Here is a 12,179-nt window from a genome sequence, read left to right on the forward strand (position 1 = left end):
GCTCATCTGCCCTTGTTGGGGGCGTTTACGATGCGGTTGGTGCGCGCCTCGTGGGTCGAACGCAGCCGGTAGCGGTCTCCAGGATAGATAAAGCGGCTGCGTGTAACGGGGATTCCTTCGCGCCAAGTGCTGCGGTCGAGCAGCAGACAGGGTTGGTTGGGATCAATCTGCAGATGCTGACGGATTTCCTCGTCAGCGCGGATCGAGCGGATCGTATTATCGACCGTCGTCACCGAGGTCTCGCGCAGGAGCCAAGCGTGCGGTGTCGTTTTGGAAAAATCCTGGTTTATGTAATCCGGGGCCTCGGAGGCGTTGACATAGCGATCCTCAAGCTGAATGGGCGTGCCATCCTCGAGATGCAGGAGACGCGAATGGAAGGCGATCTCGCCCGGCGGAAGCTGAAGCATGCTCCGGCCGATGCCGTCTTTGTCGAGAACTTCATGCTCAAGAACCAGGCAGCTATGCACACCGCCGGAGAGGGCGACTTCCTCGGAGATATCCGAAAGGTTGAAGATCGCGCATTGCGTGCGGGGCCCGATCACGAAAGTGCCCCGGCCCTGGACCCGAATGAGTACCCCATCGGACTGTAATTCTCGTAGCGCGCGGCGCACAGTCAGGGGCGAGACGCCGAACTCGCCGGCCAACTCATCCTCGGAGGGCAGCTGGAAATTAGCAGGCCATTCTTCGGTTTCAATTCGGCGATCAATAGCGCTTTTAATCTGCTCGTAGAGCGGTAGGTCAGGGGGCACGTGCGCGTCCAAAATGATATCACAATGTTTGTCACATACACATATGATCCGATTTTTAAAATCAAGGCAATTTTGCCGCCTTACGGGGCAATCCGCCGATTTAGGGAGGAGATTCCCTCGTTAGCCAGCAGGATGTTGCCTATATTTTAATCAAACTGAGCGTTTGCCTGCCGAAGTGATCATTTTTTGAGCAGATTTAGATATAAATTTCATGTGCCAGGTTTGTGCTTGACACGCACTAAAAATATCACTTTTTATTGAAACAGATATTACTAATGGGTATTCCATGTGGCGCGATCACGCATCGCGCAGGGTGGTTATCCATTCAGCTTTGCGAGAAGGAAAGATCATGTCCGCGGAAAGCCTGCCGAAACTGTCCATGTATATCGACGGCCAATGGGCCGCGCCCGCTTCGGGTGAGTATATCGAGACAGTCGATCCCTTTACGGGTGCGCCTTGGGCACTGATTCCGCGCGGCAATGCTGACGACGCTGATCGGGCAATCCAAGCCGCCCACCGAGCCTTCACCCAAGGTCCCTGGGGGAAGATGCATCCGACCGAGCGTGCCCGCATTATCCAGCGCTTCGCCACGCTCATCGAGGAGCATGCGGATTCGCTCGCTGAGATCGAGGTGCGGGATAATGGTCGCCTGCTAGAGGAGATGAGGCATCAGATACGTTACATCCCCCGCTGGTATCACTACTATGCTGGTTATGCCGACAAGATCGAGGGTGCCGTCCATCCCTGCGACAAGCCGGCATTGAGCTTCTCGCGCCATGAGCCGCTGGGTGTTTGCGTCGGCATTGTGCCGTGGAACGCACCGCTCCTGTTGTTCTCCCTCAAGGCGGCTCCTGCTCTGGCTGCGGGTAACACATTGGTAATGAAGCCGGCAGAATTCACCTCGGCCACCGCGCTCAAGCTGATGGAGTTGGTCGAGAAGGCGGGTTTCCCTGCCGGCGTCATCAACGTGGTCACCGGCTATGGTCCGGAGGTTGGGGAGCCGCTCGTTGTCCATCCATTGACGCGGCACGTCGGCTTCACCGGTTCGACGAAGACCGGCTCTTATCTCTATTCGCTGGCGGCGAAGGATGTGAAGCGGGTGAGCCTCGAATTGGGGGGCAAGTCCCCGAATATCGTCTTCGGCGATGCAAATCTCGACAACGCGGTGCGTGGCGTGGTCGGGGGCATTTTCGGTGCTGTGGGTCAGACCTGTATCGCCGGCTCGCGGCTCCTAGTGCATCGCTCAGTCCATGACGAGTTCTTGGAAAAGCTCGCGGCCTTCACGAGGACTGCCCGCGTTGGTGATCCGCGCAAGATCGAGACCCAGATCGGTCCAATTGCTAACAAAATGCAATATGACCGTGTGCTTGGCTATATCGACATCGCGCGTCAGGAAGGGGCTGAACTTATCCTTGGTGGCAAGCGCCCCGATCTGGAAGAATGCCGCACCGGCCTGTTCATCGAGCCCACGATTTTCGCGGGCGTGAACAACGATATGCGTATCGCGCGGGAGGAGGTCTTTGGTCCGGTTCTGGCCGCGATTCCCTTCGATGAACCGGAAGAGGCCCTCGCCATCGCCAATGATAGCGAATTCGGCCTCGCGGCAGGGCTCTGGACTGCCGACATGCGGCTCGCCCTGAAAATGTCGGAGAAGCTGGAGGCCGGCAGTGTTTGGGTCAACACCTACCGGGACATTTCCTACACGACCCCCTTTGGCGGCTACAAGAAGAGCGGCATCGGCCGTGAGAACGGCGTCGCGGGCATCTATGAATACCTGCAGACCAAGGCCGTTTGGCTCTCGACGGCGGAAGAGATCGCTAATCCCTTTGTCATCGGCTGACGCGCGGGTGAAATGATGAGAAAAGGCGCTGAGATCCTCGCCGACGAACTTGCTCTGAATGGGGTCGAGATCGTCTATCATGTCCCGGGCGAGAGCTTTCTCGTCGCGCTCGATGCGCTGGCCACCCGTCATCCGGAAATCCGCTCCATCAGCTGCCGCCATGAAAACGGAGCGGCACAGATGGCCGAGGCCTATGGTAAGCTCACCGGCAAGCCGGGAATTGCCTTTGTAACCCGCAGCCCCGGTGCCACCAACGCCGTAAATGGCGTGCATACCGCGTTTCAGGATTCCTCGCCGATGATCCTGATTGTGGGGCAGGTCAAGCGCTCGATTCTCGAGCGCGAAGCGTTCATGTCCTATGACTTTCGCACCATGTTCGCCCCTATGACAAAATGGGTGGGACAGATCGACGATCCGGCACGTATTCCGGAATTCGTCCAGCGCGCTTGGGCTACCGCCCTTTCAGGACGAAAGGGGCCGGTGGTTCTGGTCGTGCCCGAGGATGTGCTGGAGGCGATGAGCGATGTCGCGCCTTCGGATCGACCGGCCGCGCCTTCACGTGCCGGCGCCCCGAGGGATGGGGATCTGCGCCAGATTTTCGCGATGTTGGCCGATGCGAAAAAGCCGCTCCTGGTCGTCGGTGGCTCGGATTGGAGTGAGGTCGCCCGCGAAGATATCCAGCACTTCGCCACCGTCCATGGATTGCCGATCGTGACCACCTTCCGACGGCGCGACATCATCGACCACCGGCTCGAGTGCTATGTGGGCGAGATCGGGATTGGCTCGAATCCAGCGCTTCTGGCTCACATTCGCGAGACTGACTTCATCTTGATGCTCAACGACGCGCTGAGCGACGTGAACACGATCGGTGCGGGTTACATGGAGGGCTTCACGCTCTTCTCGATTCCGCATCCGAAGCAGAAAGTCGTTCATGTCATGGCCGATCACGGCGATTTGAACCGGGTGTTTCAGGTCGATCTGGCGCTGGCGGCGGACAATGATGCCTGCGCCCGGGCCCTGGCAACGCATCCGGCTTCTCCACGCCCTGAACATCGGGAATGGTGCGCGAAACTGCGCGCCACATTGATGGAGGAGCGCATGCCTCAGCCGTGCCCGGGCGATATCGACCTGCCTGGCGTGATGCGCTGGTTGCGTGAGCGCTTGCCCGAGGATGCTATCGTGACCAATGGTGTAGGCGCCTACGCCACCTGGAGTCAGCGCTACTTCCCACACTACCGTTTGCATACCCAACTGGGGCCGATCAGCGGCTCGATGGGTTATTCGTTGCCTGCGGCGATCTCGGCCAAGATCGCTCACCCCGAGCGAGTTGTGGTGGATTTCGTGGGGGACGGCTGCTTTCAGATGAGCAGCGAAGAATTGGCGACTGCTGTCCAATATGGCGCGAACATCATCGTCGTCCTCTACAACAACGGGCTCTACGGCACGATCCGTATCCATGAGGAAAATCGGCTGGAGGGGCGCGCCAATGGCACCGATCTCGTGAACCCGGATTTCCTCATGCTCGCCAAGGCCTATGGCGCGCACGGCGAGCGCGTCACACGAACGGAGGAATTCGCGCCTGCGTTCGAGCGCTGTCTTGCGGCCGGCCGGCCTGCTCTCATCGAGATGATGATCGACCCTGAAGCGATCCACTGCCGCTATTCTCTAAGCGATCTGCGCGCAAAGCGCGAGGCGAAGGCACGAGCGGAGAGAAGAGCTTGACCGCGGCGCGACAATAGATTTGCCGAAACCCGACGCAGAAGCGAGCCGGCGCAAGATCGGGCGGAAGACCCGCTCGATTAACCACCCCAGAGGAGTTGACATGAAATCCAGACATATCCTTACAGGTCTCGCCCTTTCGATCTGCTGGGTCGGAACGGCGGCTGCTGACGATTGTATGCTGCGCGTGACCACTTGGGGCGGCAGCTACCAAGCCACCTATGAATCTGTCGCGGCCGCATTCCAGGAAAAATACGACTGCAAGATCGAATGGGTGGTTGGCGCGAGCCCAGACCACCTGATCAAAGCTCGTCTCGGTCAAGTCGACGTGGTCACAAACACGCTGCTAAATTCGATCGCGGGTGAGAAGGAAGCTCTTTGGCTGCCGCTTGACCCAGCCAAGATCCCGAACATGGCCAATCTTTACGAGAATGCTGTTTATTCCAAGTACACGGTGTTCGCGAATGTTGGGGACTATGTTCTCGCATACAATACTGACAAAATCGCCGAGCAGCCGGCTAGCTGGGACGAACTTTGGAATCCGGAATACAAAAACAGCGTGGTGATTTACGGGGTCGATCACATCCCGACGCTGAGCCTTATGGTGATGAAAGCCGAGCAGAACGGCGGTAGCATCGACAACATCGATCCGGGTGTCGACCGCATGGCCGAACTGGTCAAAAGCGGCAATCTGATCGGCATGCTTGACGTGGAAAGCCAGATGGTCTCGCTGTTCGAAACCGGAGATGCTTCGATCGGCATGCTGGCCACCGGTCGAATGAAGGATCTGCTTTCGAAGGGCACCAAGAACGTCAAGTTCGTGCGTCCCGCGGAAGGCACCTTCCCGCTTATCACGAGCGTGAACATCCATAAGGATGCTCCCAATCCCGATATGGCGGCGAATTTCGTAAATTATATCCTCAGCCCCGAGGTACAGGTCGCCTTCGCCACACGCAATTTATATGCACCCACGGTGAAGAATGCCGAAATACCTCAGGATTTCGAGTTCCGCGATCTTCTCGTGCGGAACGAAGCATTCGGCCGTCTCTATTTGCCCGATCAGGAAAAGATCACTGCCAACAAGGCTGATTGGCAGCAGCGGCTGAACCAGAAGGCCAAGCGCTGACTCGAATACGCTCTCTGGCGGTCCGACACTCGGGCCGCCACGTCTTGCATGTCCAACCAGAACTTTCGCCAAGGACCCGCGCAGAGCTGAGATGAAAAACAGCCATGTCTGATAATGCCATTCAAGTCCTGGAAGTCATGAAGCGCTACGGCGCGGCGACAGCTGTCGACCATGTCTCCTTCAATGTCGCCCAGGGCGAATTCGTTTCGCTCCTCGGACCTAGTGGCTGCGGCAAAACCACCACGCTGAGGATGATCGCTGGGTTTATCGCGCCCACTGGCGGGGCGCTCCGCGTCCACGATCGCGACGTCACTCATCTGCCGCCCAATAAACGCGATCTGGGCTTCGTATTCCAGAATTACGCGCTCTGGCCGCATATGACGGTGGCCGAGAACGTGGGTTTCGGCCTGAAGCTGCGGAAGAAGAGCCGCGCCTTCATTCGCGACAAGATCGCGGAATCTCTCTCCGTGACGGGGCTGTCGGGCTATGAGGACCGGCTACCACGCCAGCTCTCGGGCGGCCAGCAGCAGCGCGTGGCTCTGGCGCGCGCGCTTGCTCTCGAGCCGCAGGTCCTGCTGATGGACGAGCCGCTCTCCAATCTTGACCGCGCGCTAAGGGTCACCATGCGTCGTGAGCTCAAGGAACTGCAGGCGCGGATGAAGATGACGACGCTTTATGTGACGCACGACCAGGAGGAAGCGCTATCGCTGTCGAACCGCGTCGTGATTATGAATAAGGGAAGGGTCGAACAGATTGCCGCCCCATACGAGCTCTATGAAAACCCCGCCACCAGCTTTGTGGCTGATTTCGTAGGCGTAACAAATTTCCTCGAGGGAGTGGCGAGTGGCGTCGACGGAAGGGCAATCGGCGTCAAACTGTCCTCGGGCCAGGTTCTCCGCGCAATTGCAAAAGAGACGGTCACATCGGGCACCGAGGTGCGCGCACTGATCAGGCCAGAGCGGGTGACGCTTATGACGGCATCGATCGAGGGCGAGAATGTGCTAACCGGCCGCGTCATCCTCTCCGAATATTTCGGCGCTGTGCTTCGCTATTCGGTGCGGCTCGACAGCGGCGACGTCCTACGCTCAGAGGTCCACAATTTCGACGGTTTCATCGAGGACGGCGCGAAGGTCTGGATACGTGTCCTTCCGGAACATTTGCGGGTGATTCCCCAGGAAACGGCAGTGCTGACATGACCCGGCGCATTCTACCCCCTCTGGCGCCGGCTTTGATCGCGCTGCTGATCTTTGTCGCCTTCCCGATGCTCTGGGTTCTGCGCACCAGTTTCAATGAGCTGGTTGACGGAGCCTATATCGTCGATGCGATGACGCTCGACAATTACACTCGGTTTCTTGGTGATCCCTGGTATCTCGTCAATACGTTGTGGTTCTCGATCCGAATTGCCATTGTTACCACTGTGATCTCGGTGGTCTGCGCGTATCCTGTCGCGCTCTATATCGCGAAGACCACGGGCCTCCAGCGCAACGTACTGATAGCGCTCATCATGGCGCCGCTCCTGATCGGCCTCGTGACACTGGTCTATGGTTGGATCGTCATTTTCAGGGGCGGCGGGCTGTTGAACTCGCTGATGATCGCCCTGAGGATCTATGACGAACCAGTCCGCTATATGTGGGATATCAAGGGTGTGGTGATCCTTCTCGTTTACATTGGAACACCGTATGTGGTGCTTTCGCTGCTCGATTCGATCGAGCGCATCAGCCCCTTCCTCGTTGAGGCGGCGCGCAATGTTGGTGCGAGCCGCTGGACCGCATTCTGGAAGATTGTTTTCCCGATGACCTTGCCAGGCCTCTATGCCGGTCTGGTCATTGTCTTCTCACTGAATTTCTCGGCGTTTGCGGTGCCGCTGATGGTCGGCGACAGCAATACACAGATGATCGGGCTGATCGTCTATCGAGAGGCGCTGCTGAACAACGACCTGCCCTTCGCTTCGGCGTTGTCGGTGATTATGGTGGCCGTAAACGCGCTGATCCTAGTGGGGATGGCGGCGCTGTTCGGCCGCCTCATTCTCAATCGACTGGAGGCGAAACAGTGAACCGGCTGGACCTTGGCACAGCCGCGCTACGGCTCATCACGATGCTCATGATGGCGTTCCTGATTTTCCCGATCGCCGTGACGCTGATCGTGGCGGTCAATCCGCGTGAGTTCATCCTGCCTCCGAGCGGTTTCACCCTGGACTGGTTCAAAGCCGCCTGGAGTTCGCAGACGTTCCTGCGCGGCATGGGGGTAAGCCTCGTGCTCGGCATCTCGGCCGCCTTCCTGGCCAACGTGCTTGCCCTGCCGGCCGCCATGGCGCTCGTGCGCAACAATTTTGTCGGTAAGGGGGCGATCAACATCATCCTCATGTCGCCATTGCTGATCCCGACCACGATTTTCAGCCTTGCGCTCTACATCTATTTCGTGCGGATCGGTTATGGTTCAGGCCTTTTGCCGCTGCTGGTAGGCCATACGATCCATATTTTGCCTTACGCGCTGCGTATTCTGACGGCGAGCTTGCATAATCTCGATCCGTCCTACGAAGAGGCGGCGTATATTGTGGGTGCAGGGCGTATTCGAACGCTGTTCTCGGTGACGCTGCCGGTGATCCGTACGGGGTTGGTATCGAGTTTCGCGCTTTGCTTTATCCTGTCTTGGAACGATTTCCCAATCTCGGTATTCCTTGCCCCGCCGGGATGGACGCCGCTGCCGGTCGAGCTCTTCTCGTACATCAAGTTCCAATATGATGCAGTCGCGGCGGCTCTGGCGAGTTCCCTTATCCTGCTATCGGCGCTTGCTATAGTGATCATCGATCGGTTGGCCGGATTGCGGCGCGTGCTGCGGTCCTGATCGAAGATTGCCGGACATTTCGAGAATGTCCGGCGGATACCCCACACCTTTAAAGCGTTAGGCGCCCGTCGGCGGGCGAGGTCAAGGAGACTTTCGTGAAAAACCGCATATTCGCCGGGGTTCCTTCTGAGGACGCGGCAGGTTACGCCAAGGCTGTTATCGACGGCACCACCATCCATGTCTCGGGCACGACCGGACGCGACCCTGTCTCCGGCACTTTCCCTGAGGATGCGGGCCAGCAAGCAAGGAATTGCCTTGCCTCGATCGACGCGGCTTTGCGACAGGCGGGGGCGAGCCTCTCGAACGCAGTAGTCTGCAGGGTCTATGTCGTTGATCAGGCCAGCGCGGCGGAGGTGACCCCCGTGCTGGGTGAGGTTTTTCGCGATGTTCGGCCGACGAACACCTTACTGATCTGCCAGATCCCTGCCTCAGGCGCTAAGGTGGAAATCGAGATTACAGCCTCAACTGCTTCGTAACTGGAGAGACTGCGGCATTGATGGCGCGCGGCTTTCTTCAATTTGAGCGAAGCCTGGGGTTCTTAGCGACAATCCCGGATTACAGCGGTGAATGGCGCGCTTTCGAGTTCATGAAGAAGGATAGCTTGCCACAACGAATTTCAGCCTTGCACGCAGCAGCCGAACGGGAGAATTTCTTGTTCGCGATGGCAATGCGGTTTCGCAAGGCGGGCAACCGGATTCTCATCGAATTCTCCGTGAAGAGTTGGATGGCGTGAAGGCGCCGCGGGGACCGCCAGGTGTTGTAGCCGCCTCGTGCGCGCTGCGCAGCCGATAGCGGTCACCTGGATAAAGAAAACGGCTGCGTGTGACGGGGACGTCGCCACACCAGGTGCGCCGGTCGAGCAGCAGGCAGGGCTGGTTTCCATCGATCTGCAAGAGCATCCGTGCCTGCTCGTCTGGCCGGATGGCGCGGATCGTATTATCCACGAAGGTGACTTCAGTTGCGCCAAGCAGATATGCATGCGGAGTGATGCGCGTGAAATCCTGCTTGAGGTAGTCAGGCGCCATCGCTGCGTTGACGAAGCGATCTTCGAGTTGAATGGGGGTGCCGTCCTCCATGTGGAGCAAGCGTGAATGGTAGACCGCGGTACCAGGCTCTACCGGCAGCAAGTTAGCTAACGGACTGTCCGGGGGGAGCGCACCTAACGATATCACCTTGCTTAGATGAACCCCGCCGCTTTCCTCAATCTCCTCGGATACGTCTTGGAGATTAAAAATCGCGCATTGCATTCGCGGGCCGATAACAAAAGTGCCCCGGCCTTGGATGCGGACCAGCATTCCTTCGGTCTGCAGTTCGCGCAGGGCGCGTCGAACAGTTAGGGGCGACGCACCGAACTCCGCGGCTAAAATCTCCTCTCCCGGGACCTGAAAGTCAGCAGGCCATTCCTGCTGCTGGATGCGCCTCTCGATCACCATTTTGATCTGCTCATAGAGCGGCTGGCCCGGCTGGCTCACAATCATCATCCTTTTAAAATTAATACCAATAGGTTGGACTTACGGTATCCATTTGTCGCCTGTCTAGGACGATTTCGATGAGGGGCATCCACCGCTCCGGGGTATTACGCGCTTGGTAGGGCTGATAGTGATATAATTAAGGTCACGAAAAAGAATGTTTTGTTTGAAATTACACCTAAAAGGCGTGTCGTTTGTTGCTCGCACATCGGTTTCTGCGCCTGCGCCTATGGCCCGGATGTGCTTGGGCTGCGGGTGAGGCCTTGGCTTGCATCGTCTCGCTCTGGCGTGAGAAGTTTGCGCTGCCGCCGAGCTCGTCCGTGGCATACGGAACCGAGCACCGGCGCCTTGGCGCTCCAGAGCCAGCTATCGTTGCGCGAGGCGTCGCGATATATGGTCTGCGAGTCGCATTGCCAGTGCGACCGCGGAAAGCGTCGGATTTGCCTGGCCTGCCGTCGGAAACACCGAACTGCCGGCCACGAACAGGTTATCCGTGTCGTGCACGCGGCAATTCGCATCGACGACGCCCTGGCGCAAATTGGCGCACATCCGCGTCAGCCCGATCTGGTGATAACCGTCCACGGCTTGTTCGAGGACATGCTCGAGCCGCTCTTGCGGTGGGCAGAGGTATTCCAGCAAACCGAGATTGTGATCTCGCAGCCATCTGTCGAGTACCTCATGGGACCTCACCACAGACTCTGCGTCCCGCTCTGCAAACCGATAGTTCACCCGAACGTTCGGCAACGGCGCATCATTATTATCGTCCAGCAACCGCACGCGGTTGGCTGGATCGGGGCCTGCTCCGCATGGAATCGCAACAGATAATGCCCGGTTGGATTGACTAGCCCGCGCATCCTTGTGGCCATCCCCTGTCGAACCCGACAGGAAACCACGGAAAGCAGGCCTGGGATGATCTCTCCGTCGCCTCGGATGTTTGCCCAGTGCTGTCGCTTTGCGCCTGATTTCCCGCGAATGGTCGACGGCGCCAAACCGCTTCCGAGGCGCTTATAGAGCCCCAAAGTCTCGAGCCCCAGATAAATTGCCGAGAGGGCGCCGCTACAATGCGCGGGATCAGCGATTGAGATAGGGTCCAGCCAGAAGCCGATATTTAAAAGAGATTGTGTACGTTGTGTCTCGGGCGAGATTGACAGACGACGCCTTGTGAAAGTGCCTCTGGCACCCTTCTGATACCACAACCCAGGGACAAGCGCCTGCTGATGGAAGCGGATCTTCGCGAGATAACCAGTGAGATGGCCTGTGCAGAAGCCGCCGAGAGGCCCCCCGGGCCCGCCGAACTTCCGCGGCCATTTGCGCTGAGTCGCGAGCAGCAGCCGGGTGTTGCCTAGGCCCCCGGCTGCCAACACCAAGAACTTAGCCTTGACTTCGACAACGTGCCCACGTCGTCTGGCGATTAGGGCGGTAGCTCGGCGCCCGTCATCGAACTTGATTTCGGTTGCGGTGCAGCTTGTACAAACCTTTATATCCTGTGACGTCCTCAAGGCCTGTCCATGTAGGCGGCTCAGGTCGGGTTCGGAACTCCACCTTTCGAGGACGGTGTTCGAGACATTACCTCCCAGTATCCAATCAGATGGAGGAGGCGAGCCAGCGCCGGATCCGAGAAATTCCAACGCTTCCGTATGGTAGACAGAAATATCGGCACGTGTGATCGGCCAACCGGAGAAAGGAACGAAAGCCCTCTCTTCAAAATCGATGTCGTCCAAAGGAACACATCGTCCGCTCCACAGACGCGAGGTGCCGCCGAGGCCACTGGCGGCGGCCAGGGACGGCGTCACGTGATGTGGCGTCACGGAATCATCGTATGGCGCGTCACCGCCCTTTGTGGCTTCCCTTTCCTCCCCAGCTTCCAGTATGGCAACCGAGAGGCCCTGGTTCGCGCATTTGAGCGCGAGCGCAAGGCCTACCGGCCCCGAACCAACGATACAGACGTCGACATCGCTGGGGACTGGCTCCCAATCGTGCAGGATCATGGCACCGCCGCTTTCACGGACGCCAACCGCCGAGAGTCTTCATGGCATATCACAACCTGGACATGAAGGCCTTCGTTGGGAGCAGGTCGCCGTTACCATGCAGTCGGCAATGCACCTTCGTGCCGGCCGCGACACCCGATTGGTTGCGAAGGTTGGAAGCTGTCCTATCTGCGGTTTAGTCACCGGCAGGGACTGTCGGCAAATGATTCGCGACAAAAAGTTTGAAGGAGGACCGAGCTCAACAAGTACGAGGCTGCCAGCCTCGCCGCGTCGGCTTCCCACATTCCAGGCTGGGCAGACCACGTTGGACCGGGTCCCGCATCAGTTGTTGGAGGCGAGGTGTCCTGGCCGAAGCATCCGAATTGCTGCCCGCCATTGCCCCCAAGTCCAATAGACACAAAGGCCAGATGCCGAATAGCGTCGCCTGAGCGGATGCAGCCAGCC

General features: G+C 58.4%; 12 protein-coding genes. 8 read left to right on the forward strand and 4 right to left on the reverse strand.

What is annotated here, in order from left to right; translation table 11 throughout:
• Nucleotides 1–2 precede the first annotated feature (2 nt).
• Complete coding sequence (locus tag ACCO56_RS16515; RefSeq protein WP_433641875.1) at nucleotides 3–761, reverse strand: UTRA domain-containing protein; 759 nt, start codon at nucleotides 759–761, stop codon at nucleotides 3–5.
• 337 nt (nucleotides 762–1,098) lie between these two features.
• Here ACCO56_RS16515 and ACCO56_RS16520 point away from each other — a divergent pair, with 337 nt between their 5' ends.
• The 8 genes from ACCO56_RS16520 to ACCO56_RS16555 all read left to right on the forward strand — a co-directional run bounded on the left by ACCO56_RS16520 (nucleotide 1,099) and on the right by ACCO56_RS16555 (nucleotide 9,011).
• Entirely contained in the window at nucleotides 1,099–2,589 is a 1,491-nt protein-coding gene (locus ACCO56_RS16520) for an aldehyde dehydrogenase (protein ID WP_433641876.1), read from the forward strand.
• A gap of 12 nt (nucleotides 2,590–2,601) precedes the next feature.
• On the forward strand, nucleotides 2,602–4,311 hold the full coding sequence (locus ACCO56_RS16525; RefSeq protein ID WP_433641878.1) for a thiamine pyrophosphate-binding protein: 1,710 nt from the start codon (nucleotides 2,602–2,604) through the stop codon (nucleotides 4,309–4,311).
• 100 nt (nucleotides 4,312–4,411) lie between these two features.
• A complete protein-coding gene (locus ACCO56_RS16530; protein ID WP_433641879.1) occupies nucleotides 4,412–5,434 on the forward strand; it encodes an ABC transporter substrate-binding protein in 1,023 nt (340 codons plus the stop codon).
• A gap of 104 nt (nucleotides 5,435–5,538) precedes the next feature.
• Nucleotides 5,539–6,630 carry an ABC transporter ATP-binding protein gene (locus tag ACCO56_RS16535; protein WP_433641880.1) on the forward strand — a complete coding sequence of 364 codons (1,092 nt, stop codon included), beginning with the start codon at nucleotides 5,539–5,541 and terminating at the stop codon, nucleotides 6,628–6,630.
• A gap of 32 nt (nucleotides 6,631–6,662) precedes the next feature.
• Nucleotides 6,663–7,487 (forward strand): ABC transporter permease, encoded by an 825-nt coding sequence (locus ACCO56_RS16540; RefSeq protein ID WP_433641881.1) that lies wholly within the window; start codon nucleotides 6,663–6,665, stop codon nucleotides 7,485–7,487.
• Nucleotides 7,484–8,278, forward strand: coding sequence for an ABC transporter permease (locus ACCO56_RS16545; protein WP_433641882.1), 795 nt, complete (start codon nucleotides 7,484–7,486; stop codon nucleotides 8,276–8,278). The genes ACCO56_RS16540 and ACCO56_RS16545 overlap by 4 nt, the downstream gene beginning before the upstream one ends.
• Before the next feature lie 95 nt (nucleotides 8,279–8,373).
• Nucleotides 8,374–8,754, forward strand: a complete 381-nt coding sequence (locus tag ACCO56_RS16550) for a RidA family protein (RefSeq protein WP_433641883.1) — start codon at nucleotides 8,374–8,376, stop codon at nucleotides 8,752–8,754.
• 17 nt (nucleotides 8,755–8,771) lie between these two features.
• A complete protein-coding gene (locus ACCO56_RS16555) occupies nucleotides 8,772–9,011 on the forward strand; it encodes a hypothetical protein (RefSeq protein ID WP_433641884.1) in 240 nt (79 codons plus the stop codon).
• Here the strand turns inward: ACCO56_RS16555 and ACCO56_RS16560 are convergent.
• The 3 genes from ACCO56_RS16560 to ACCO56_RS16570 form a co-directional block, all read right to left on the reverse strand.
• Nucleotides 8,977–9,756 (reverse strand): UTRA domain-containing protein, encoded by a 780-nt coding sequence (locus ACCO56_RS16560; RefSeq protein WP_433642022.1) that lies wholly within the window; start codon nucleotides 9,754–9,756, stop codon nucleotides 8,977–8,979. The genes ACCO56_RS16555 and ACCO56_RS16560 overlap by 35 nt on opposite strands.
• Nucleotides 9,757–10,113: 357 nt before the next feature.
• Nucleotides 10,114–10,524 (reverse strand): GMC family oxidoreductase, encoded by a 411-nt coding sequence (locus tag ACCO56_RS16565; RefSeq protein WP_433641885.1) that lies wholly within the window; start codon nucleotides 10,522–10,524, stop codon nucleotides 10,114–10,116.
• Nucleotides 10,473–11,735 carry an FAD-binding protein gene (locus ACCO56_RS16570; protein ID WP_433641886.1) on the reverse strand — a complete coding sequence of 421 codons (1,263 nt, stop codon included), beginning with the start codon at nucleotides 11,733–11,735 and terminating at the stop codon, nucleotides 10,473–10,475. Before ACCO56_RS16570 ends, ACCO56_RS16565 begins: the two co-directional genes overlap by 52 nt.
• Between the last annotated feature and the right edge of the window lie 444 nt (nucleotides 11,736–12,179).

Origin of the sequence: Mesorhizobium sp. 1B3 (genome assembly GCF_050958605.1) — a bacterium.
In the GTDB taxonomy this organism is placed as follows: Bacteria; Pseudomonadota; Alphaproteobacteria; order Rhizobiales; family Rhizobiaceae.